This window comes from Streptomyces sp. enrichment culture, assembly GCF_964272895.1.
GTDB lineage: Bacteria > Actinomycetota > Actinomycetes > Streptomycetales > Streptomycetaceae > Streptomyces.
In genome coordinates, this window is record NZ_OZ186832.1 from 6,321,914 (window position 1) to 6,344,314 (window position 22,401).

The 22,401-nt window shown below is 74.5% G+C and carries 18 protein-coding genes; 8 read left to right on the top strand and 10 right to left on the bottom strand.

Annotated elements, in window-relative coordinates:
- Window positions 1-49 precede the first annotated feature (49 nt).
- The 6 genes from sbnB to ACSU6M_RS28270 form a co-directional block, all read right to left on the bottom strand.
- A complete protein-coding gene (gene sbnB / locus ACSU6M_RS28245) occupies window positions 50-1,051 on the bottom strand; it encodes a 2,3-diaminopropionate biosynthesis protein SbnB (protein WP_437073383.1) in 1,002 nt (333 codons plus the stop codon).
- A 23-nt stretch (window positions 1,052-1,074) separates the two neighbouring features.
- On the bottom strand, window positions 1,075-2,064 hold the full coding sequence (sbnA, locus tag ACSU6M_RS28250) for a 2,3-diaminopropionate biosynthesis protein SbnA (protein ID WP_437073384.1): 990 nt from the start codon (window positions 2,062-2,064) through the stop codon (window positions 1,075-1,077).
- A 152-nt stretch (window positions 2,065-2,216) separates the two neighbouring features.
- Window positions 2,217-3,020 carry a thioesterase II family protein gene (locus ACSU6M_RS28255; RefSeq protein WP_437073386.1) on the bottom strand — a complete coding sequence of 268 codons (804 nt, stop codon included), beginning with the start codon at window positions 3,018-3,020 and terminating at the stop codon, window positions 2,217-2,219.
- Window positions 2,950-4,377, bottom strand: a complete 1,428-nt coding sequence (locus ACSU6M_RS28260; RefSeq protein WP_437073388.1) for a helix-turn-helix domain-containing protein — start codon at window positions 4,375-4,377, stop codon at window positions 2,950-2,952. Before ACSU6M_RS28260 ends, ACSU6M_RS28255 begins: the two co-directional genes overlap by 71 nt.
- A 146-nt stretch (window positions 4,378-4,523) precedes the next feature.
- Complete coding sequence (locus ACSU6M_RS28265) at window positions 4,524-5,777, bottom strand: M18 family aminopeptidase (protein ID WP_437073390.1); 1,254 nt, start codon at window positions 5,775-5,777, stop codon at window positions 4,524-4,526.
- Between the two features lie 34 nt (window positions 5,778-5,811).
- A complete protein-coding gene (locus ACSU6M_RS28270; RefSeq protein WP_437073392.1) occupies window positions 5,812-5,991 on the bottom strand; it encodes a hypothetical protein in 180 nt (59 codons plus the stop codon).
- A gap of 176 nt (window positions 5,992-6,167) precedes the next feature.
- Between ACSU6M_RS28270 and ACSU6M_RS28275 the strand changes: the two genes are divergently transcribed.
- A complete protein-coding gene (locus ACSU6M_RS28275) occupies window positions 6,168-7,124 on the top strand; it encodes a LuxR C-terminal-related transcriptional regulator (RefSeq protein ID WP_437073393.1) in 957 nt (318 codons plus the stop codon).
- Window positions 7,125-7,228: 104 nt separating this feature from the next.
- Here ACSU6M_RS28275 and ACSU6M_RS28280 read toward each other — a convergent pair whose 3' ends face one another.
- From ACSU6M_RS28280 to ACSU6M_RS28290, 3 genes are all read right to left on the bottom strand, one after another.
- Window positions 7,229-11,632 carry a non-ribosomal peptide synthetase gene (locus ACSU6M_RS28280; RefSeq protein ID WP_437073395.1) on the bottom strand — a complete coding sequence of 1,468 codons (4,404 nt, stop codon included), beginning with the start codon at window positions 11,630-11,632 and terminating at the stop codon, window positions 7,229-7,231.
- Between the two features lie 274 nt (window positions 11,633-11,906).
- On the bottom strand, window positions 11,907-12,461 hold the full coding sequence (locus ACSU6M_RS28285; RefSeq protein ID WP_437073396.1) for a DUF2087 domain-containing protein: 555 nt from the start codon (window positions 12,459-12,461) through the stop codon (window positions 11,907-11,909).
- A gap of 201 nt (window positions 12,462-12,662) precedes the next feature.
- Entirely contained in the window at window positions 12,663-13,718 is a 1,056-nt protein-coding gene (locus ACSU6M_RS28290) for a glycerophosphodiester phosphodiesterase family protein (protein ID WP_437073397.1), read from the bottom strand.
- Window positions 13,719-13,919: 201 nt separating this feature from the next.
- Between ACSU6M_RS28290 and ACSU6M_RS28295 the strand changes: the two genes are divergently transcribed.
- From ACSU6M_RS28295 to ACSU6M_RS28310, 4 genes are all read left to right on the top strand, one after another.
- Complete coding sequence (locus ACSU6M_RS28295; RefSeq protein ID WP_437073398.1) at window positions 13,920-14,621, top strand: nucleotidyltransferase domain-containing protein; 702 nt, start codon at window positions 13,920-13,922, stop codon at window positions 14,619-14,621.
- Window positions 14,622-14,938: 317 nt separating this feature from the next.
- A complete protein-coding gene (fusA, locus tag ACSU6M_RS28300; protein WP_437073399.1) occupies window positions 14,939-16,993 on the top strand; it encodes an elongation factor G in 2,055 nt (684 codons plus the stop codon).
- A gap of 142 nt (window positions 16,994-17,135) precedes the next feature.
- Window positions 17,136-18,053, top strand: coding sequence for an LLM class flavin-dependent oxidoreductase (locus ACSU6M_RS28305; protein ID WP_437073400.1), 918 nt, complete (start codon window positions 17,136-17,138; stop codon window positions 18,051-18,053).
- A 130-nt stretch (window positions 18,054-18,183) separates the two neighbouring features.
- Complete coding sequence (locus ACSU6M_RS28310; protein ID WP_437075390.1) at window positions 18,184-18,657, top strand: GNAT family N-acetyltransferase; 474 nt, start codon at window positions 18,184-18,186, stop codon at window positions 18,655-18,657.
- Window positions 18,658-18,696: 39 nt separating this feature from the next.
- Here ACSU6M_RS28310 and ACSU6M_RS28315 read toward each other — a convergent pair whose 3' ends face one another.
- The gene (locus tag ACSU6M_RS28315) at window positions 18,697-19,458 is read right to left on the bottom strand and encodes a CDP-alcohol phosphatidyltransferase family protein (RefSeq protein ID WP_437073401.1); all 762 of its coding nucleotides are present in this window, start codon (window positions 19,456-19,458) and stop codon (window positions 18,697-18,699) included.
- 112 nt (window positions 19,459-19,570) lie between these two features.
- Here ACSU6M_RS28315 and ACSU6M_RS28320 point away from each other — a divergent pair, with 112 nt between their 5' ends.
- From ACSU6M_RS28320 to ACSU6M_RS28330, 3 genes are all read left to right on the top strand, one after another.
- Window positions 19,571-20,548 (top strand): 3-hydroxyacyl-CoA dehydrogenase NAD-binding domain-containing protein, encoded by a 978-nt coding sequence (locus ACSU6M_RS28320; RefSeq protein WP_437073403.1) that lies wholly within the window; start codon window positions 19,571-19,573, stop codon window positions 20,546-20,548.
- A 114-nt stretch (window positions 20,549-20,662) separates the two neighbouring features.
- A complete protein-coding gene (locus tag ACSU6M_RS28325; protein WP_437073405.1) occupies window positions 20,663-21,061 on the top strand; it encodes a 6-pyruvoyl trahydropterin synthase family protein in 399 nt (132 codons plus the stop codon).
- Window positions 21,058-22,239 carry a glycosyltransferase family 4 protein gene (locus ACSU6M_RS28330; protein WP_437073407.1) on the top strand — a complete coding sequence of 394 codons (1,182 nt, stop codon included), beginning with the start codon at window positions 21,058-21,060 and terminating at the stop codon, window positions 22,237-22,239. The genes ACSU6M_RS28325 and ACSU6M_RS28330 overlap by 4 nt, the downstream gene beginning before the upstream one ends.
- Window positions 22,240-22,401: the final 162 nt, after the last annotated feature.

The following is a 22,401-nucleotide window of genomic DNA, read 5'->3' on the forward strand; positions in this document are numbered from 1 at the left end:
GCGGGCACTGCGGCACAAGGCCGGGTAGTTCACCGGCAGTTGGGGGAGGTCACCAGCGGCGCGTCTCACCGAAGAAGTCGGGGACGGTCAGCAGCCTGCCCTCGGCGCGGGCCCGCTCGTACAGGTAGTGGCCGACGGCGAGGTCGAGGACACCCAGCCCGAACGGCGAGAACACGGTGGCCCGTCCGGGGTCGGGACGCACCTCGCCGTTGATGACCTGGGCGAGGGTGCCGGTGACGAAGTCCCGGCCGCCGGTGAGCTGTTCGGCCAGGTGCGGTGAGGTGTCGGCCTTCATGCAGTGCTCGACGTCGTCGAAGACGTTGTTCGTCCGCAGCAGCGTCTGCGGGGCGAGGTCCCGCAGGGACACGTTGAGGATCAGCTGGTCCGCGCGGAAGGCGCGGTCCGCGGGGATGTGCGGGCGCAGCGCGGTGGTGGCGAGGACCACGAGGTCGCAGTCCAGGGCCTGGTCCGCCGTGGCGGGCCGTGCCGTCGCCCCGTAGCTGTCGGTGAGGTGGGTGCTGAGGGCGGCGGCGGAGGGCTCGTCGACGTCGTGGCAGCGGACCTCGGTGAGCGGGGTCCCGGTGCGGTGCAGATAGCGGCAGATCGTCCGGGCGATCACCCCGCCGCCCAGCACACCGACCGTGGCGGGCGGGCGGCCGGCCAGTGTGGTGGCGGCCAGCGCCGCGGAGGCCGCGGTGCGCGCGGCGCTGATGCCGGCGGACTCCAGCAGGGCGAACGGGTAGCCGGTGGCGTAGTCGTTGAGGACGAGCACCGCGGAGGCACGGGGCAGTCCGGACGCCACGTTCTTCGGGAAGCTGGCGATCCACTTGATGCCGGCCACGTCCCGCTCGCCGCCGAGGTACGCGGGGAGCGCGATGATGCGGGAGTCCGGTTTGTCCGGGAACCGCAGGAAGTAGCTGTCGGGATTGACGGTGGCGCCGGCCTCATGGGCGAGGTAGGCGGCCCGCACCCGGTCGACGACCTCCTTCTCGCTGCCGTCGAGGAGCCGGACGATCTCCCGGCCGCCGAGCACGGAGAAGTCGAGCTGCACGGTGTGTTCCTTTCGCGGGCTGATCAGATGCCGATCAGGTGGTTCACGGTCGTGGTCGGGGCGTCCAGGACGGCGGGGCCGAAGCGTTCGGTGACCCATTCGTCGCTGTAGACGGTGTCGAGATAGCCCTCGCCCATGTCCGGGGAGAGCGCGAGGACGCGGCTGCCCGGCGGGATCCGGTCGCGCAGGGCGTGCACCGCGGCCAGCGCGCTGCCGGAGGAGCCGCCGAGCAGCAGACCGTGCTCGCGGGCGACGCGCCGGCACATGCGGACCGTGTCCACCTCGTCCACCAGCACCTTCAGAAAGCTGCCGTCGTCGTGGAAGAGCTCCGGCACCCGGCTCGCGCCGATCCCCGGGATCCAGCGCGGTCCGGGCACATCGCCGAAGGTGATCGAGCCGACCGCGTCCACGGCCACCACCTGCGTGGGCAGGCCGAGTTCACGCAGCCGCCGGACGCAGCCCATCAGCGTGCCCGAGGTCCCGGTGCCGACGAACAGCCAGTCCGGTACGCCGAACCCGTCCAGGATCTCGGCGACCGTGTGCCGGCTGTGGGCGGTGGCGTTGGCGGGATTGGCGTACTGGTTGAGCCAGACCAGCGAGGGGTCGGCGGCCAGCCGCCGCCGGATGTACGCGATCCGGGTGCGCAGATATCCGCCGGCGCTGTCGCGGTCGGTGACGGTGACCACCCGGGCGCCCAGCGCCCGCATGAACCGTACGCTGCGGGCGTTGGCGTTGGGATCGGTCACCAGGGTGACGGGGTAGCCCTTGGCCGCGCAGATCGACGCGAGCGCCACCCCCAGGTTGCCGGACGTGGATTCGATGAGATGGCGGCCCGGCGCGACGGCGCCCTGCGCCTCGGCCGCCTCGATCATCTCCCGGGCGGCCTTCAACTTGATGGACCCGGCCGGGTTCAGGCCCTCCAGCTTGACCGTCGTCGAGAAGTCCGGGTGGAAACGCTCCAGACGAAGGAAGCGGTCGCCGGCGGTGAGGTCGTACGTTCGGGTGGCTATCAATGCCCCTCCAGGGGTGCGCGGTGCGGCGTGTTGCCCGCCGTGCTCACGCTAAGAGCGGGCCACCGGACGCCACGGGCACAACCGACGGCACAACGGGGGCAGTTGCGCCGCCGGCCGTCGCGGCCGCAACCAGCCGTGCCGCAGCACGGCGTTCACAGGAGCAGGCCGGCGGTGATCTCGGCGGCCACCGCGTCGACGTTCGCCTCGTCGAGGAGGTAGAAGTGGCCGCCCGGATACAGGCGGCGGCGCAGCGGACCGCGTTCGGCCCACCCGTCCAGCTCGGCGGGCGGGACCAGTTCGTCGTCGAGCCCGCCCAGCACGGTGGGCGGCACCGGCAGCGGACGCCCCGCCGTGCGCTCGGCCAGCCGTCTGCCGAGGATCAGATCGCAGCGCAGCACCGTCAGCAGATGGTCACGCACGAACGGGTCGGCGAGCAGTTCCTCGGGCGTGCCGCCGCCGAGCCGGACGACGTCCAGCAGATCCTGCTCGCTCCACTGCGCGGCGCGGCCCGCCCGCGACTCCAGAGCGGGGTGGCCGCTGAGCACCAGCTTGCGGCACAGCGACGGCTCGGCCAGGGCGAGGGCCGCCGCGAACGCCGCGCCCATGCTGTGGCCGAAGTACACGGTCGGCAGCGGCCGTTCGGCGGCGAGCTCGGCCAGGACCGCCGCCAGCACCGCGTCGATGTCGTGCCGCGGGCCGACGCACGGCTCGGTGAACCGCCGCTCCCGGCCCGGCAGCGTCACCCCGAGCACCTCCGCGTCCGGGTGCAGCCGGCGCAGCAGCGGCAGCAGCGCGTTGGGCCCGGATCCGGAGTGCGCCAGAACGACGACCCGCACGACCGGGACGCCCCGCGCGGGGCGCACCGGGGTGATCCAGCGAGGCGCCTCAGGCGGCCCGGCGGACGGAACGCAGGGCAGGGCGGGTGTCGGTGCGGTGGGCGGGTTCGCTGGGGGCATGCGGGTGCTCCTGGTCGGCGGAGGGGGCGGGGTGGTCCGCGTCGGGCCGGGCCGGGGTGGCGGCGGACTCGGGGGCGGGCAGACAGCCCCGTACGAGGGTGAGGAGGTCGAAGGCGACGGTCCGCTCGGAGGCGGTGCGCCGCACCAGGCCGCTGTGCAGCAGGGCGTGCACGGCCGCGGCCGCCTCGCCCAGGCCGTTGACGGCGCCGCCCGCCGAACCGGTCGCCAGCTCCTCCATCGTCCAGGGCCGGCCCCGCGCGGCGAGGCGGTGCAGCAGGTCGCGGTGGGCGGGGGACAGCGCGGCGACCGCGTGCCGGGCGGCCTCGTGCACCCAGCCGCCGGCCGGATCGCCGGTGCCGGGCGGGGTCGCCAGGACGTGCGGCTCGCTGCGCGCGGTGCGCACGAGTTCGGCGGGGGTGGACAGCAGCAGCCAGTGCGCGGCGGATTCCAGGGCGCGCGGCACGCCGTCCAGGCGGGCGCAGATCTCCAGCAGATCGGCGAGGGTCCCGGGCCCGGTGCCGACGTCGGCCCGCAGTTCGGCGGCGCGGTCCAGGAGCACGGCCAGCGCGGGACCGGGCTCCTGTGCCGCCAGGGACGTCGGAGCCGGAGCGGGCAGCGGCCCCAGCGCGAGGGTCGGTTCCCGGTGGCCGCCGCGGGGGTGCCGTACCGTCTCCACGACCCGCAGATTGCGGCAGCCGTCCAGCAGGCGCTCGACCGTACCGGCCGGAACCAGACCCTCGTCGTCGCCGTCGAGGACCAGCAGCACGGACCGGTCGCCGATCAGCCGTGCCGTCTCCGCGGCCGCGGCCTCACCGGCGAGCAGGCCGGTCCGCACCGCGGACGGCAGCCGGCCACCGGACGCGCCCCGGCCGTCGGCACGGTCGCCGTCCGACAGCGCGACCCACAGCACCGGCATCCGGTCCTCCGTGCGCAGCACATGCGCCGCGGCGAGGGCCACCCGCGTCTTGCCGACCCCGCCCAGCCCGGTGACCCGGATCCGGGCGCGCGGTTCGGCGCGCAGCCACTCCACCAGCCGTCCCACCTCCCGCGCACGGCCGTGCACCGGGCGCGCGGCGAGCGCCGGCCGCGGGGGCAGCGCGTCGAAGGAGGCGTCGTCGGCCTCGTGCCCCGCGGCGAGCAGCAGCGCGGCCCGCTGCTCCCCGGCGAGCCGGAGCGTGTCGGCGAGCAGCCGGACGGTCTCCCGGCGCGGGTTCCTCGCCCGGCCGAGTTCCAGGTTGCGGATGGCCCGCACACTGACGGTGGAGAAGCCCGCGAGCTCCGTCTGCGTGTAGCCGATCCTCCTGCGGTACTGCTGGAGCAACGCGCCGAAGCGCGTCGGTTCACCGATGGTCTGCATCCCATCCCCGTTTTCTGTCTGTGGAGCACACCGCCTCGCCGGGCCGGCGGGCGGCCGTGAGGGCGGTGCCCGGCCGGCCGGCGGCCGGTGCCTTGTGCGGTCGGCGGCCGTGGAGGCGGCGCCGCGTGGGCGGCCGGTGGCGTCGGTCAGCCGGCCGAGGCCGTGAAGGCGGTCAGCGCCCGGGCGAGCAGCCAGGGGTCGTCCGTCCCGCACAACTCGCGGGGCGTGTACGGCGACAGCGCCGCCACACCCGCCTCGACGGTGACCGGCACGGCCGGCCCGGCCGGTCCGGGGCGCCCGCCCCCTGTGGCGCCCGCGTCGGGGACGTACGTCTGCCAGGGCACGCCCGCCCGCTCGCAGGCCGCGGCGAACGCGGCGAACCCCCGTCCGCCGGTGCTGTCCGGGCGCCGCGTGTCCAGGGTGACGACCGGTCCGCCGTTGGGCAGCGGCCGGTGTCCCGGATCGTGCAGCTCGGGCCGGTCCGGGTGCACGGCGGGGACGAGCCCCACCCGCACCCGGCGGCCGCCCGCCAGCGCCCGGTACCACTGCTCGCGGTCCGCTCCCCGCGCCTCGGCCGCGCGCCGCAGGACGTGTCCGGCGAAGACACCGGCCGCGTCGTCCCCGTGGCCCGCGCTGCCGGCGGCCACCAGTACCGGCACCGTGTCCGCCTCCGTACCGCGTCCGGGGCCCGGACGGGCCGCGGCGGACAGCGCGGCGACCCCCGCGTGCAGGGCGAGCAGCCCGTCCAGGCGCGCCGATACGAGGAACTCGCCCCGCCCGCCCAGATATCCGGGCTCCTGCACGTCGTGCAGCATCAGGTCCCAGCCGAGCACCTCGTAGGCGTCGGTGCCGCACTGCTCGGCGACGCGGGCCAGCAGCGCGCCGGGGTCGGTGCCGCCCAGCCCCCACAGCGGCGCGGGGGAGCGGGGCGGGTCGCCGTCCGGCGGGGCGGGCAGCCGCAGCAGCGGCTCGTCGAGACAGGCCAGCCGGGTCGTGCCGTCGCGCAGCAGGAGCCGGCCGGACACCCCGAGATCCCGGTCGTACCAGGGCTGCGGGCGGCACCCGGCGTAGGGCGTGGCGGTGATGCGCCGCCAGCCGGCGCTCGCGCCGTCCGGTGCCGGGTGGATCCGCAGGTTCGGGGCGTCGGTGCGCGCGCTCACCACCGCGAGCGGGGCGTGGGCGGGCGCGGCCGGGTGGGCGTGCCAGGCGACGAGGGCACCGTCCCGGACGACATAGCAACTGCCCGTAGTGTCCCGCCAGTTGTCGGACTCCGACAACTCCCGGAATCCCGCCTTCTCCAGTCTGAGGGCCGCCTCGGCGACCGCGTGGTAGGGCGAGGGGCTGGCGGTGACGAACGAGATCAGGTCATCGCTGTGGGCGCGGCGGGTGTCCGGGAGCATGTCGCGGAACTCGTCGGTGCGGCCGGCGCGCGGCTCAGTGGCGAGGCGCGGCGGGCTTGTGACCGTTGCCCCAGGCGGAGTCGCCCTTGACGGCGTCGACCGGGAGGACGCTGGTCAGCGTGGTGGCACCGACCGTGAGCGCGAGGGTCACGCCGGCCGAGGCGGCCAGGGTGCGGACGGTCGAGCGGAGGGTGCGAGCGGTCGTGTTGCGCATGATTCTCCTAGTTCCCCTGTGAGGGCCGAAGGCGTTTTTCGGCCTGAGGAGATCCTGGACCAGGCCAACGGCGTTCCCCAGGGCTCGCAGCACGCGCATGTGTAACCTGCATAGTTGTGAACCGAGCACAACCCAGCTCACTTCCGTGCAATTGCGACACTTCTCAACCCGATGACGTGTGCGACACCGCCCTGGAGACCTACCGCACCCTCTCCGCGGGCCCGCTGCCGTGCGACGAAGTGCCCGCATGTCTGTGGAAGTTGAATCTCGTCGCCGAGGCACCGGACACGCCCGGCCGGGCGGTGGCCGTCCCCCCGGCCACCGCCGCCCACTGCGTGCTCGCGCCGCTGCGCGAAGAGGTCGCCGAAGGACAGCGCCGGTTGCAGACCACCAATGCGCTGTTCTCCCGCTTCACCGACGTCTACCTGGACGTACGGCGGGGCGAGCAGGCGCCGCTGACCCTGCTGACCGGCGGTGAGGTGATCAGCCGCACCCTGGAGGCGGCGGTGGACGGCTGCCGGGAGGAACTGCTGACGGCCCAGCCGGGCGGCGGCCGCTCCCCGGACCTGCTGGCCGAGGCGCTGCCCAGGGACCTCAGACTGCTGGCGCGGGGGGTGTCGCAGCGCACGATCTACCAGCACACCGTGCGCTCGCACCCGGCGACCATCGCCTACATCGAGCGGATCACCGAGGCCGGCGCCGAAGTGCGCACCCTGGCGGAGGTGTTCGAGCGGATGATCATCTGCGACCGGGAGACCGCGTTCATCCCGGTGGCCGAACCACGGGGTGCGGCCGCGCTGCAGATCCATCACCCGGCGCTGGTGCGGCTGCTGACCCGGTTCTTCGACAACGCCTGGTCCCGGTCCATCCCCGTCGCCCCGGAGACCGCCCCGCTGCGGTCGACGGCCGCGACCACCGATGTGCGGCGGGCCATCCTGCTCGCGGTGGTCGCCGGTGAGACGGACGACTCCATCGCCCGCCGACTGGGGATGAGCCGGCGCAGCGTCGCCGAGCACATCCGCAAGGTCTCCACCCAGCTGGAGAGCAACAGCCGCGCCCAGCTCGGCTATCTGCTGGCCACCTCCGGCATGCTCCGCGACCCCGACGACCCGGAACCAGGGCACCTGGGCTGAACCCCGGCCCGGCACAGCCGGCGCCCCGAGATCAGCCGCGCCCGGCCCCACAGCCGGCGCCCCGAGATCAGCCGCGCCCCGGCCCCGCGCAGCCGGCGCCGAGATCAGCCGCGCCCCGGCAGGAACCCCGTACGGCCGAACCAGGTGAACCACCGCTCCAGCAGCGCGGCGTCGACGCGCGGGCACTCCAGGCCGCTGCCCGCGAGCCCCCGTACCAGGTTGGTCCGGTCGAAGACGTCCGGATAGCGCCCGGCCGCGCTCTGCTCGGTGCCGGTCAGCAGCGCGACCGCGGGAATCGAGCTGCCGCGGGCGCCCGGCAGTCCCGCCGGATCCGCGGCGGCCCGCTCCCGCAGCCGCTCCAGCCACTCCTCGTACGGCAGGTCCTCCATCGCGTACCCGGCGCAGCGCAACTCGTCGAGGACGGCCGACAGCTCGACCTGCTCGGCGGCGACCAGGCTGTACACACGGCCGTCCGCCGGACCGGTGAGCGCCAGGTGCACATAGGCCCGCGAGACGAAGTCCACCGGCACCATGTTCTCGCGCAGACCTCCGCCGTCGGCGCCGGCGGCGGGCCGGGCGCCGAGCTCGGCACAGGCCCGGACGTAGTGCCAGAACGCGTCGTCACCGCCGACCGCGCCGGACACCGAGTCACCGGCGATCCGGGACGGACGGTGCACGGCGACCGGCACCCCCCGCTCCCCGGCGATCCGCAGGATGCCCTCGGCCACCCACTTGCTGCGCACATACCCGTACGGGTCGATCAGCGCCGGGTCGCTCACCCATGACTCGGGCAGCACCCGCGGGTCGTCGGGGCCGGCGACCACCGTGCTGATGGTGGAGACGTAGTGCACCGGCTTGGTGCGCCCGCGCACGGCCAGCCGCAGGATCTCGCGGACGCCGTCGACATTGGCGGCCTTCAGCCGGGTGTACGACTCCATCAGGTTCACCCGCGCGCCGTTGTGCAGGATCAGCTCCACCGCCCCGGCGAGCGCGTCGAACCGCTCCTCGCCCAGCCCCAGCAGCGGCCGGCCCAGATCCCCGGCCACCGGCACGATCCGCTCCCGCAGCCGCTCCTCCCACAGCCCGTACCGGGCGAGCGCGCCCTCGATCCGCCGCATCGCCTCCGCGTCGTCGGCCGCCCGGACCAGACAGTGCACGGTCGCCCGGCTGTGGGCGAGCAGATCACGCAGGACGAAGGAGCCGAGGAAGCCGGTGGCGCCGGTCAGCAGCACGGCCTTCGGACCGCCCTCGGCGGTGGCGTCGTAGGCCGGCGGGCCCGTCGGACGGATCTCCTCGTCCAGCCACACGTCCGCCGACAGCCGGGCGCCCGCCGGACCGGCCGGCACCAGGGCGTCCCCGCCGAGCAGCCCGGCCAGCGCGGCCGGCGTCTGCCGTTCGAAGACGGCACCCACCGGCAGCCGTGCCCCGAGCCGTTCGGCGACCACGGTCGCCAGCCGGATCGCCAGCAGCGAGTGGCCGCCCAGGTCGAAGAACCCGTCGTCGACACCGACCCCGTGGACCCCCAGCACCTCCTCGAACGCCTGGCACAGCTCCTTCTCCTCCGCCGTGCGCGGGGGCCGCCCGGCGGAGCGGCCCGCCAGGTCCGGCACCGGCAGCGCCTTGCGGTCCAGCTTGCCGTTCGCGGTGAGCGGGAACGCGTCGAGCGGCATGAGCACGGCGGGGACCATCGCGTCGGAGAGCATGCCCGTCAGCGCCGCCCGCACCTCTTCCGGCGCGGGAGTGCCGACGTAGTACCCGGCCAGCAGGGGCTGCCCGGCCGGGCCGGTGACCACGCACACCGCCGAGTCCCGCACGCCGGGCACCCGGCGCATCGTGAACTCCACCTCGCCCAGCTCGATGCGCTGGCCGCGGATCTTGACCTGGTGGTCCTGGCGCCCGAGGAACTCCAGCTGCCCGTCCCGCAGATACCGCACCACATCGCCCGTGCGGTACATCCGGCGGCCGGGCTCCCCGCAGAACGGGTCGGGCACGAAGACCGCGGCGGTGCGCACCGGGTCGTCGAGATAGCCCAGGCCCACCCCGACACCGCCGATGTACAGCTCGCCGGGGACCCCGTCGGGGACCAGGTTCAGGTGCTCGTCCAGCACGTACAGCGTCATGCCGCGGGTGGCGACGCCGATCGGGCTGCGGGCGCCGTCCGGCGCGCCGGCCGCCGTGATGACGGCCTGGGTGACGTCGTCGGAGCACTCCGTGGGGCCGTAGCAGTTGACCAGCGGAACGTCCGGGTAGCGGGCCAGCCAGCGGCGGGCCACGTCACCGGGCAGGGCCTCGCCGGTGACGGCCAGCGCGGTCAGCGGCAGCCGGGCGGGCGCCTGTCCGCGGGCGTCCCAGTCGTCGAGGGCCGCCCGCAGCAGGCTGGGCACCACCTGGAGCACGGTCGTCCCCGACTCCACGACCAGGGCGAACAGCGCGCGCGGGTCACGGGCGGTGTCCTGGTCCACGGCCTGCACCCGGCCGCCGAAGATCAGCGCGGTGAGCATCTGCCACACCGAGATGTCGAAGGTCAGCGGCGCGCTGGAGGCGACCACATGCCCGGCGTCGGCGATCCCGATCGCCTCCGCCTCCCCGAGCAGGTTGTTGACCAGGCCGCGGTGCGCGACCATCGCGCCCTTGGGCCGGCCGGTGGAACCGGAGGTGAAGATGGCGTACGCCAGGTCGTCCGGGCCGTGGGCGATCGGGGCGAGGGCGTCCAGCGGATCGGTGGGCGCGTCGGCACCGCCGTCCAGGACGACGACCTCCACCCGGTGGCCGACGGCGGCGGCGATCTCGCGAGCCCGGTCGGCGTGCCGGGCGTCGGTGAGCAGATGGGCGGCCCGTGTGTCCGTCAGCCGGTCGGCGTTGCGGACCAGCGGGGCACGGGTGTCCAGCGGGAAGTAGGCGCATCCGGCGCCCAGGATGCCCAGCAGCGCGGTCACGGCGACGGACCCCCGGTCGGCGAGGACGGCCACGAAACCGCGCGGTGCCTCGGGCGCGGGCCGCAGCCGGCGGCCGAGGGCGCTGGCCCGGCCGACCAGCCCGGCGTAGTCCAGGGTGCGGCCGTCCGGGTCGGTGACGGCCGGCGCGTCGGGCCGGGCCAGGGCGTGCTCGCGGATCCGGGCGACCACCCCGTGGGTGAGGTCGGCGTGCTGCGTGCGGTGCCGGTCCACCAGCAGGCCGGTGCGCTCTGCCTCGGTCAGCAGCGGCAGCCGGGACAGGGGAGCGGCCGGATCGGCGGCCGCGGCCGTCAGCAGCCGGCGCAGCAGCACGGCGAGCTGTTCGCCGGTCTCGTCGTCGAACAGGTCGCGGGCATAGGCGAGTTCACCGGTGACCGTGTCGGCGGTCTCGAAGAAGTCCCAGGTCAGGTCGAGCTTGGCGACACCGCCGAGATCGGCGGGCAGTTCCGTGCACTCCAGCCCCGGCCAGCGGGCCGCGGCACCGCCCGCCGCGTGCAGTTCGACCGACACCTGGACCAGGGGGTGCCGGGAGCGGGAGCGCACCGGGTTGAGCTCCTCGACCAGCCGCTCGAAGGGGACGTCCTGATGACCGTACGCCGCCAGGTCGGTGTCCCTGACGCGGGCCAGCAGCTCGGTGAAGGCCGGATCGCCGGAGGTGTCGGTGCGCAGCACCAGGGTGTTGACGAAGAATCCGACCAGGTCGTCCAGCGCCTCGTCGGAGCGGCCGGCCACGACCGTGCCCAGCGGGATGTCGGTGCCGCCGCCGAGGCGGGTCAGCAGCGCCGCCACCCCGGCCTGGAGCACCATGAACAGCGTGGTGCCGGTGGCCCGCGCGGTCTGCCGCAGCCGGGCGGTCAGTTCGGGCCCCAGATCGAAGGAGACCTGACCGCCGCGGTGCGTGGCGACGGCGGGCCGCGCGCGGTCCGCGGGCAGCGGCAGCTCCTCCGGGAGGCCCGCCAGCGTCCGGCGCCAGAAGCCGAGCTGCCGGTTGAGCAGGCTGTCCGGGTCGTCGCCGCCGCCGAGCAGGTCGCGCTGCCACAGCGTGTAGTCGGAGTACTGCACCGGCAGCGGCTCCCAGTCGGGCGCCGCGCCGCCCGCGCGGCAGGCGTAGGCACGGGCCAGGTCCCGCAGCAGCGGCGCCATCGACCAGCCGTCGCTGACGATGTGGTGCATGACCAGCACCAGCACGTGCTCCTGCGGCCCCACGGCCAACAGGTGCGCCCGCACCGGGAGGTGCGCGGCCAGATCGAACGGGGCCGACTGCAGGGCGCTGAGGGTGGCCGCGAGGTCGCCGGCCGCGCAGTCGGCGGTGGCGAGTGCGAGTCGGGCGTCGTCCGCCGGGAGCACGATCTGCCGGGGCTCCCCGTCCCGCTCCGCGAAGCGGGTGCGCAGGCTCTCGTGGCGGTCCAGGACGTCACGCCAGGCGGCGGCGAGCGCGCCGGGGTCGAGCCGGCCGGACAGCCGCAGGGTGAGCGGGGCGTTGAAGGTGGCGTTCGGTCCTTCCAGCCGGTTGAGAAACCACAGCCGCTGCTGGGCGTAGGACAACGGGAACACGGGATCTCCTCTGGTACGGGACCGGCCGGGGGCGCGCGCCGTGCCAGGCTAGGCGCGGGCCGACGGGGGGTTCCGGCACTCGGGCAGGCACTGTGGGGGCATTTCCCGAGGGGGGACGAGGAGAGGAGGGCGGGGCGGGGGACGCGCCGCAGGGCCCATGCGGAGGCGGGCATGAGGAGGGCGGGGGCCACCCGGAGGCGGGCAGGGCGCAGGAGCCGCCCCGAGGCGGACATGGCGAAGGGCCCACCCGGAGGCGGGCCCTTCGCGGCGTGTGTCAGAGCGCGGGCTGGATGTCCGTCCGCAGCCAGTAGCGGCCGCCCTCGCGGCCGAGCAGACACAGGTCGACGAGATAGCGGCGTACCGTCACATGGTCGGTGTTCGCGCCCTCGCACCACGCCTTCAGCTTCTCGTTCACCGTGCGCTCGTCGTACGTGGTGTCCGTGGCGAACGTCCGGTGCGTCAGGTGCTGGAGCACCACCCGGCGCCGGCCCCACTGCGAGGGCAGCTTGATCAGCCGGTCGCCGCGTACGAAGGTGCGCAGCAGCGACTCGACCTGCTCGTCGGCGTAACCGTGCCGCTCGGGCTCCTCGGTGGTGCGGTTCTCCCGCACGATGCCCTTGAACTGCTCGGCGTGGGCGACCAGCCGGCCGTCGTCCTCGCTGACCAGGCCGCCGGCGCGCAGCCGGCGCAGTGCCACGGCGGTCTCCTTGGCGTTCACACCCGCCGCCTCCGCGACGGCGGACGGGGTGGACGCCCCGAGGACGACGGCGGAGAACACCCGCAGCCGGCTCGGCTCGGCGAGCAGCGCGACAACGTCTTCTGGCCTCATCGGAGGGTCACTCTCTTCTCGTACGGGGGTCTCGTGCGGGGCGGCGCCTGCGGGGTACCGCACGACACAGCCGCTCCCGATGGTCCGAGCGCGGCCCGGCGACCGTCAACGGAATAACCGCAAACTGCCGCCGAGCTGCCTCCCGGCCCCGGCCGAGCTGCATCCCCGCCAAGCCGTACGCCCCCGGCCCTGCCCGACGTGTCACCGAGGGGCGTACGCCTTCGGCAGTCGCATGCCGCGGTCGGCCATGATCTTCCGTACGCGGTCGGGGTAGTTGGTGATGACGCCGTCCACGCCGAGGTCGATGAGCGCCGCGACGGTCGCCGGGTCGTCGCAGGTCCAGGGCACGACCCGCAGGCCGCGGGCGTGGGCGGCGGTGATCATCGCGCGGTCGGGATAGAAGCGGAAGCCGGGGTCGCCGACCTTGCCGTTCTGCGGGAAGCCGTAGTTGGGGGAGAGGACGCGGACGCCGGGGACCGTGGCGGCGGCCTTCACGAAGTCGCCGTCGTAGTCGTCGGCGTCGATCCCGCCGAGCCAGGGGCTCGCGCCCGGCCTGCCGACCTGGAGGAAGTCGTGGTTGGTGAGCGCGACCAGGGGCCAGTGCGGGGCGAGGCGGTGCATGACCTTGAGGGCGCCCCAGTCGAAGGACTGGATCGTGACCTGGTCCTCGATGCCGGAGGCGTGGATCTCCTCGTACACCCGGCGGACGAACAGCTCGCGCGGGGCGGTCTGTTCGGGCGCGCCCGCCTCGACCTTCGTCTCCACGTTCAGCGTCACCTGCCGGGCCTTGTACCGCTTGACCAGGTCCAGCACCTCCCGCAGCTCCACCATCCGCAGGCCCTTGATCTGCTCCTGCTCGGGGTGGCCGGGCAACTGCTGGAAGCCGCAGTCCATCGTCCTGATCTGAGCCAGCGTCAGATCTTTGATGTACTTGCCGACGTACGGATACATCGGGTCACCCGGCACGACCGGCGCGGTGTCCCGGCACTTGACGGCGCTGACCTGCCGGTCGTGGGTGACGACCACCTTGTGGTCGCGGGTGACCTGGGTGTCCAGCTCCAGGGTGGAGACGCCGAGCCGCAGCGCCTTGGCGAAGCCCTCCAGGGAGGACTCGGTCGTCATGCCGAGGCCGCCGCGGTGGGCCTGGAGGTCGAAGTGGGTCTTCTGCGGCGGCACCTGCTCCGTGGCCCGCGCGGTCGTGGGGAGCGCGAGCACCGGCAGCAGGACCAGGCCGGCCAGGAAGTGTCGGACGGACATCGCAACCTCACTCGTGTCGGACGGGGCGACGCCTGGACGCTAGTGCGGTCCCGGTCGCTTCCAGAAGACCGCGGCATGAGGGCGTCGTGAACGCCCGCGGAACGGGACCGCGCGGAAAATCCCCGGTGACCCCGGCCGCCCACGGGTCATCATGGCTGCTCCCGGCCGCTCGGCCGGCCACGCACCGCCTCGGGGGGTTCCATGACCGTCACCAACGTCCTGCTGTCCGGCGTCGTCGGCTCCACCGCCTACGGGTTCGCCCACGCGGGCTCCGACGTGGACCGCCTCGGTCTGTTCGCGGCACCCACCGAGGAGCTCCACGGGCTGCGCCCCCCGAAGGAGTCCCACGTCACCACGGACCCCGACCGCACCCTGCACGAGGCCGGCAAATGGTGCCGGCTCGCCCTGAGCGGCAACCCGACCGTCATGGAACTCGTCTGGCTGCCCGACGCGTTGTACGAGGTGCGCACCCCGCTCGGCGACGAGCTGATCGGCATCCGCACCTCCTTCCTCAGCGCCCGGCGCGTCCGCGACGCCTATCTCGGCTACGCGACACAGCAGTTCCGCCGGCTGCTCGCCCGCGGCGACGGCTCCTTCAGCGCCGACACCCGCAAGCGCACCGCCAAGCACGCCCGGCACCTCAAGCGGCTGTGCGAGCAGGGCTACGAGCTGCACCGGACCGGCCGGCTGACCGTCCGGGTCGACGACCCCGCGGCCTACCACGCCTTCGGCGAGCAGGTCGCCGCCGACCCGGAGGCCGCGGAACCGCTGCTCAGCCGCTTCGAGACGGCCTTCGCCGAGACGCCGAGCGCCCTGCCCGAGGAGCCCGACGAGGCCGCCGCCGAGGCATGGCTGCGGCGCGTGCGCCGGCACTTCTACACGCCGGACCTGAGCACCGTATGAGACGCGTGGGGTGAAAAACCACGTGCTCGGGACCGCCCGCTCTCCCTACGATCGGCACACCACCGCGCGCCGCCCCCGAACCGGCGGCGCGCCACCGTGTCGAGCGAGGGGAGCCGGGCCGTGCGTGACCGCACCGCTGTCGTCGTTCCCCGCTCCCGGTCCGAGGTGATCCTGGTGTCCTCGTCCGCCCGGTGCCCGCTGCGCGGCCGGCACCGGACGCCGTGACGAACACCCCCCGGCACAAGGCCGGTTGACCCGACGCCGTCGTCCCGGCGAATCGCGCCGCCCTTTTCCGCAGTTCCCGAAAGGCAACGGCCGTGACCGCCCATGTCACCCACTCTCCCGCCACCGTCCGCAACCTGGGCATCCTCGCCCATGTCGACGCCGGCAAGACCACCGTCACCGAACGGATCCTGTACGCCACCGGCACCACCCACAAGCGCGGTGAGGTCCACGACGGCACCACCGTCACCGACTTCGACCCGCAGGAGCGCGACCGGGGCATCACCATCTTCGCCGCGGCCGTCAGCTGCGCGTGGGACGGTCACCGGATCAATCTGATCGACACCCCCGGACACGTCGACTTCGCCGACGAGGTGGAGCGCTCGCTGCGCGTCCTGGACGGCGCGGTCGCCGTGTTCGACGCGGTGGCGGGCGTGGAGCCGCAGAGCGAGTCGGTGTGGCGGCAGGCCGAGCGGCACGGCGTGCCGAGGATCGCCTTCGTCAACAAGCTGGACCGCGCGGGCGCCGACCTCGACCGGGCCGTCGACTCCATCAGGGAACGGCTGCACCCGGCCCCGCTGGTCGTGCAGCTGCCCATCGGCCGGGAGAACGGCTTCACCGGCGTCGTCGACCTCGTCCGGATGCGCGCGCTGCTCTGGCCCGACGGCGCCGACCGCCCCGTCGAGAGTGCCGTACCGTCCGATCTGCGCGAGGAGGCGGTACGCCGCCGCCGGGCGCTGGAGGAGGCCGTCGCCGAACGCCACCCGGCCGCGCTGGAGGAGTTCTGCGACCGGGAGACACTGTCCGCCGCGACCCTCGCGGCCGCCCTGCGCGACCTGACCCGCGGCGGCGAGGGCGTGGTCGTGCTGTGCGGCTCCGCCTACCGCAACCGCGGCATCGAACCGCTGCTGGACGCGGTGGTGGCGTATCTGCCCTCCCCGCTGGACGTGCCCCCGGTGCGCGGCGAACACGACGGCGCCGAACGGGAACGCCCCGCGGACCCGGCGGCACCGCTCGCGGCCCTCGCGTTCAAGGTGCACGCCACCGCGACCGGGCGGCTGACGTTCCTGCGGCTGTACTCCGGCACGATCGAGAAGGGAGACACGGTGTGGGACCCGACCGCGCGCCGCACCGAGCGCATCGGCCGCATCCTGCGCGTCCAGGCCGACCGGCACGCCCCGCTGGAGCGGGCCGTCGCCGGGGACATCGTGGCCGTCGTCGGGCTGAAGTCCGCCCGCGCGGGCTCGACGCTGTGCGCGCCCGACGACCCGGTCGTGCTCGAACCGCCCGGCGTCGCCGACCCCGTGGTCTCGGTGGCCGTGGAGGCCCGTGCCTCCCGCGACACCGGCCGGCTGGCGTCCGCGCTGGCCCGGCTCGCCGAGGAGGACCCGTCGCTGCGGGTGCGCACGGACGCGGAGACCGGTCAGACGGTGCTGTCCGGGATGGGCGAGCTGCATCTGGAGGTCGCGGTGGAGAAGCTGCGCCGTGAGCTGGGGCTGGAGGTCAATGTGGGCCGTCCCAGGGTGAGTTACCGGGAGGCGGTGGTGCGCGGGGTGTCGGGTCTGGTGTTCCGGCACGTCAAACAGGACGGCGGGGCCGGCCAGTTCGCCCATGTCGTCCTCGACGTGGAGCCGCTGGACGGTACGGGTTTCGCGTTCCGTTCCGCCGTCGTCGGCGGCCGGGTGCCGCAGGAGTACGTCCGTGCCGTGGAGGCCGGCTGCCGGGACGCCCTCGCCGAGGGTCCGCTCGGCGGGCATCCGGTGACCGGGCTGCGGGTCACCCTCACGGACGGGGCGACCCATGTGAAGGACTCCTCGGAGAGCGCCTTCCGCACGGCGGGTCGGCTCGGCCTGCGCGAGGCCCTGCGCGCCTGCGCCCTGGTGCTGCTGGAGCCGGTCGCCGAGGTGACCGTCACGGCACCCGAGGACGCCGTGGGCGGGGTGCTCGGCGACCTCGCGGCCCGCCGCGGCCGGGTCACCGGCCAGGACACGCGCGCGGGTGCCGCGGTCGTCACGGCGACGGTGCCGCTGGTCGAACTCTTCGGCTACGCGACGCGCCTGCGCGGCCGCACCCAGGGCCGCGGCACCTTCACGGCCCGGCCCACCGGGTACGCGCAGGCACCGGCGGACGCCGCGGCGGCGACACGCTAGCCCGTGCCGCGCCCTCGGTGGCCCCCCTCTCGCGGTGGGGCCACCGAGGCCCAAGTCTTGGGTGGGGAACGGGTTTACAGGTCCGGCCCCTACCCATATAGTTCGTAGTACGAACTGAATTCACGCGGGGGCAGACATCACCATGACCGAACGCAAGCCGCTCTTCGGCACCGGCGGTCTCACCGGATTCCACGAGGCCGAGGCCACGCTCCGGCAGGCCGAACAGGCCGACCGTCAGGGCCTGGACCTGTTCACCGTCTCCGATCACCCCTACCTCGGCGGTCGGCTCGACGGCTACTCCATCCTCGGCGTCGCGCTCGGCCGCACCCGGCGGATCTCCGGCCTGGTCAGCGTCAGCAACCTGCCCACCCGCCCGGCACCGATGCTCGCCCGGCAGGTCGCCTCGCTCTCCGCGCTGACCGGAGGCCGTCTGGTGCTGGGCGTGGGCGCGGGCGGCCTGTGGGACGACATCGCGAAGACGGGCGTACCGCGTCTCGGTGCCGCGGCGGCCGTACGGGCGATGGAGGAGGCGATCACCCTGATCCGTGCGCTGTGCGGCGGCGGTGAACCGGTCACGTTCGAGGGCGAGTTCTACCAGGTGCGCGACCTGGAGCCGGCGCCCGTGCCCGTCCCGCCGGTCTGGGCGGGCTCGGTCGGCCCGAAGTCCCTCGGGGTGGCGGGCCGGGTGGCCGACGGCTGGCTGCCGGGGTACGCGGCGGACTGGCTGAGCGATCGCTACCGCCAGTCGCGTCCGCTGATCGACGAGGCCGCCGTGGCCGTGGGCCGCGACCCCTCCGAGATCATCACCGTCTACAACCTGCCCGGCCTCATCACCGACACCCCGCTCGACTCCCCGCGCGACAAGGACGGCCGCTGGGTGGGGGGTTCGGTCCGGCAGTGGGTCGAGGAGCTGACCGGCGCGGTCCTGGAGCACGGTGCCGCCGGTTTCGTGCACTTCCGGGTCGACGGCGACCCGAACCCGTACGACGTCACGCTCGGCCGCTGGGCCGAGGAGATCGCCCCGGCGGTACGGGAGGCGGTGCGGGCGGCCCGCGGCTGAGAGACCGGTGGGGAGAGGAAGCGTGGCGGAGCCTCCCGGGCCGCTTATTGCATATAGTGCGCAAGTGCAGCAGTGTGACTACAGCATCAGGACGGCGAGGCCGCAGGACGTGGACGGGGCCCGGGCCGTCATGCTCGACACGGTCTACCACGACTTCGGAACCGGTTACGTGCCCCGCTGGCACGGCGACATCATCGACCCGGCCGCCGCCTATCTGGTCCCGGAACGCCACACCCTGCTGGTCGCGATCGACCCGGCCGACGGTGCCGTGGTCGCCACGGCGGCGCTCGACTCGCGGGGGCCGGCGTGCCCGCCGAACCCCAGGAGCGTCGCCGAGCGCTTCCCGAGCGGGACGACCGCGCAGGTGCGGCGAGTCTGTGTGCGGCCCGGCCATCGCCGCCGGGGGCTGGCGCGGCGGCTCGTCGGGGAACTGCTGCGGTTCGCGGCGGCCGACGGCGGCTACCGGGCCGTCTATCTGCACACCGACCCGGCCGTGCCCGGCGCGGAGGCGTTCTGGCGTTCGCTCGGCAAGGTCGTGCACGACGAGCGCGAGCACGGCGGCGCACACGGCGTCGTGCACTTCGAGCTGGAGCCGGGGCGGTGAACCGCGCGCCGACGCCGGCCCCCTGATTCCGGGCCGGCGTCAGCCGCCGACCGACTCCAGCTCCCGCACCTCCACGGCAGCGCGCCGGGTGCGCGCCACGCGCCACAGCCACCGCACATCCCGCCCGAACGACCACACCAGCGCCCCCAGCGCCACCAGCACCACCCCGGCCGTCACCGGACGCGGCAGCAGATCCGAGGCGGCGACCAGGAGGAACACCCCCTGCACGGCGGCCACCGTCTTGCGGGCCGTGGACGGCGGCAGCGGCGCGTTCAGCCACGGCCACACCCGGGCCGCGGCGACGAACGCGTACCGCATCACGCCGATCAGCAGCACCCACGCGCCCAGCGCCAGGGAGACGTACACACTCAGCACCAGGATCAGAAACGCGTCGACCTCCATGTCGAAGCGCGCCCCCAGCGGCGTCGACGTCCCCGTGCGCCGGGCGACCTTGCCGTCGACGCCGTCCAGGATCAGCGCCACCGCCGTCAGACCCACGAACAGCGACAGCGGTGGCGGGCTCTGGAAGGAGTCGGCCACCAGTGCCGTCACCGCGCCGACCAGGATGGCCCGGCCGAGGGTGACCCGGTTGGCCGGGCCGAAGGAGCGCGGCCGGGTGCGGTGCAGCGCACGGGAGAGCACCGCCCAGGTGGCGAACGCGAAGACCAGCCCGGTCAGCCAGCCCGCCGGCCCCATGCCGATCGCCGTGCCGAGCAGGGCCAGCAGCACCAGCTGCACCCCCGCCCCGACGGCGGTCTCCTGCTGGACCGGCCTCGCGTCGTACAAGTCGTTCAGGGCCACCGCACATCCTCCGGCCGTGTGACAGAGTCGATCGACGCCGCGTACGTACCAGGTGCGCGGCCGTGCACTTCTCGGTACGCGCACACCATCCCGAACGTTCAGGAGGATGTGGATGAACGGCACCGCACAGGCGTTCTGGCTCGCCGCTCCGGGGGACGGCGCGATACGCGAAGTGGCCCTGCCCGAGCCCGGCGAGGGCGAGGTGCTGGTGCGCACCCTGTACTCGGGGATCAGCCGCGGCACCGAGACCCTCGTCTTCCGCGGCGGCGTCCCGCACAGCCAGCACACGGCGATGCGGGCGCCGTTCCAGGAGGGCGACTTCCCCGGCCCCGTCAAGTACGGCTATCTGAACGTCGGCGTGGTCGAGCAGGGCCCGGACCGGCTGCTCGGCCGCACCGTCTTCTGCCTCTACCCGCACCAGTCGCGCTACGTCGTCCCGGCCTCCGCCGTCCATCCCGTGCCCGAGTCCGTGCCGGCGTCCCGCGCCGTCCTCACCGGCACCGTGGAGACCGCCGTCAACGCCCTGTGGGACGCCGCCCCGCTGGTCGGCGACCGGGTCACGGTGATCGGAGGCGGCATGGTCGGCTGTTCGGTGGCCGCCCTCCTCGCCCGCTTCCCCGGCGTCCGCGTACAGCTCGTCGACACCGACCCGGAGCGCGCGAAGACCGCCGAGGCGCTCGGCGTCGGCTTCGCCCCGCCCGAGGACGCCCTCGGCGACCGCGACCTCGTCGTGCACGCCAGCGCCACCGAACAGGGCCTCGCCCGCGGCCTGGAACTCCTCGCCGCCGAGGGCACACTCCTCGAACTGTCCTGGTACGGCGACCGCACGGTGCGCCTGCCGCTCGGCGAGGCGTTCCACTCCCGCCGCCTGACCCTGCGCGCCAGCCAGGTCGGCACCGTCTCCCCGGCCCGCGCCCGCCGCTCCTACGCCGACCGGCTCGCCCTCGCCCTCGACCTGCTCGCCGACCCCCGCCTGGACGCCCTGATCACCGGCGAGTGCGCCTTCGACGAACTCCCGGACGTCATGCCGCGGCTCGCCTCCGGAGAGCTGGCCGCGCTGTGCCACCTCGTGCGGTACCCGGGCGCCTGACCTGAGAAAGGAGTGAGAGAGCGCTGAACACGGGGAAGCGAAGAGCCGTACTACTCGGCATCCCCCGGCAGGAACCGCGGGGGACCTCACGCGCCGCACCTGGAGGGTCGCCCGTTGTTCAGCATCACCGTCCGCGATCACCTCATGATCGCCCACAGCTTCCGCGGCGAGGTCTTCGGCCCGGCGCAGCGCCTGCACGGAGCGACGTTCCTGGTGGACGCCACCTTCCGGCGCGAACACCTGGACGAGGACAACATCGTCGTCGACATCGGCCTGGCCACCCGTGAACTCGGCGCGGTCGTCGGCGAGCTGAACTACCGCAACCTGGACGACGAACCGGACTTCGCGGGCGTCAACACCTCCACCGAGTTCCTGGCCAAGGTCGTCGCCGACCGCCTCGCCGAGCGGATCCACCGGGGCGCCCTGGGGGAGAGCGCCAAGGGCATCGCGGGTCTCACGGTCACGCTGCACGAGTCGCATGTGGCCTGGGCGAGTTACGAGCGTGCCCTGTGACCGACACCAGCGTGGAGCGTCCGTCCGCGCCCGCCACGATCACCGGGTCCCCCTCCGCCCACCCCACGGAACTGGTGCCCATGACGCTGCGCACCGTGCACTTCGTCCAGCCGGCCGGCGTCGCCGACCCGACCCGGCCGAGCGGCGGCAACGCCTACGACCGGCGGGCCGGCCTCGATCTGCCCGGCTTCGGCTGGCAGGTGCAGCAGCACCTCGTGTCCGGCGGCTGGCCCCGGCCGGACGCGGCGGCACGGGCCGAACTCGCCCACCTGCTGGGCACGCTGCCCGACGGCTCGGTGGTCCTGCTGGACGGGCTGGTGGCCTGCGGGGTGCCCGAGGTGGTGGTCCCCGAGGCCCGGCGCCTGCGGCAGGCCGTGCTGGTGCATCTGCCGCTGGCCGACGAGACCGGCCTCGACCCGGCCCTGGCCGCCGAACTCGACGCCCGGGAACGGGCGGTGCTGCGCGCGGCCGGCGCGGTGATCGCCACCAGCGACTGGGCGGTGCGCCGCCTCGTCGCCCACCACGGCCTCGCCCCCGACCGCGTGCACGCCGCACCGCCCGGCGCCGACATCGCGCCGCTCGCCCCGGGCACCGACGGCGTCTCCCACCTGCTGTGCGTCGCCGCCGTCACGCCCCGCAAGGGCCAGCACCGGCTGGTCGAGGCCCTCGCCGCGGCCGACGACCTGCCCTGGACCTGCACCTGCGTCGGCGCGCTCACCCAGGACCCGGTCTACGTCACCCGGCTGCGCGAGCTCATCGCCCGGCACGGCCTCACCGACCGCATCCACCTGGCCGGCCCCCGCGCGGGCGCCGAACTCGACGCCGCCTACGCCGCCGCCGACCTCATGGTGCTCACCTCCTACGCCGAGACATACGGCATGGCGGTCACCGAAGCACTCGCACGCGGCATTCCCGTACTGGCCACGGATGTCGGCGGCGTCCCCGAGGCGGTCGGCCGCGCCCCCGACGGCGGCGTCCCCGGCATCCTCGTCCCCCCGGAGGACCCCGTCGCCCTCGCCGCGGAACTGCGCGGCTGGTTCGGCGAGCCGGACGTGCGCCGCCGCCTGAAGTCCGCGGCCCGCGGCCGCCGCGCCGCCCTCGGCGGCTGGGCCACCACGGCCCGCACCCTGGCCGGCGTACTCCACCGGCTCTCCGGCACCCCTTGGAGGACGGCATGAGAAATCCCCCGACGACCGCACCGGAGGAAGGCGGGCCCATGAGCAACGGATCCGGGCCGGTCTCCGGGGGCGGGTCCCCGAACGCCGGTTCCGCACCGCCTGCCACGGACGAGGCCGTGATCGCCGGGGCCGGGCTGGTGTCCGGGGGTGAGGCGGTGGGTG

Excerpts from the sequence above, each read along its gene's own strand:
- ACSU6M_RS28265 (WP_437073390.1), bottom strand. The coding sequence starts at position 5,777 with ATGCTCCCGGACACCCGCCGCGCCCACAGCGATGACCTGATCTCGTTC.
- ACSU6M_RS28305 (WP_437073400.1), top strand. The coding sequence starts at position 17,136 with ATGACCGAACGCAAGCCGCTCTTCGGCACCGGCGGTCTCACCGGATTC.
- ACSU6M_RS28295 (WP_437073398.1), top strand. The coding sequence starts at position 13,920 with ATGACCGTCACCAACGTCCTGCTGTCCGGCGTCGTCGGCTCCACCGCC.
- ACSU6M_RS28260 (WP_437073388.1), bottom strand. The coding sequence starts at position 4,377 with ATGCAGACCATCGGTGAACCGACGCGCTTCGGCGCGTTGCTCCAGCAG.
- ACSU6M_RS28270 (WP_437073392.1), bottom strand. The coding sequence starts at position 5,991 with ATGCGCAACACGACCGCTCGCACCCTCCGCTCGACCGTCCGCACCCTG.
- ACSU6M_RS28320 (WP_437073403.1), top strand. The coding sequence starts at position 19,571 with ATGAACGGCACCGCACAGGCGTTCTGGCTCGCCGCTCCGGGGGACGGC.
- ACSU6M_RS28255 (WP_437073386.1), bottom strand. The coding sequence starts at position 3,020 with ATGCCCCCAGCGAACCCGCCCACCGCACCGACACCCGCCCTGCCCTGC.
- ACSU6M_RS28285 (WP_437073396.1), bottom strand. The coding sequence starts at position 12,461 with ATGAGGCCAGAAGACGTTGTCGCGCTGCTCGCCGAGCCGAGCCGGCTG.
- ACSU6M_RS28310 (WP_437075390.1), top strand. The coding sequence starts at position 18,184 with ATGCTCGACACGGTCTACCACGACTTCGGAACCGGTTACGTGCCCCGC.
- ACSU6M_RS28290 (WP_437073397.1), bottom strand. The coding sequence starts at position 13,718 with ATGTCCGTCCGACACTTCCTGGCCGGCCTGGTCCTGCTGCCGGTGCTC.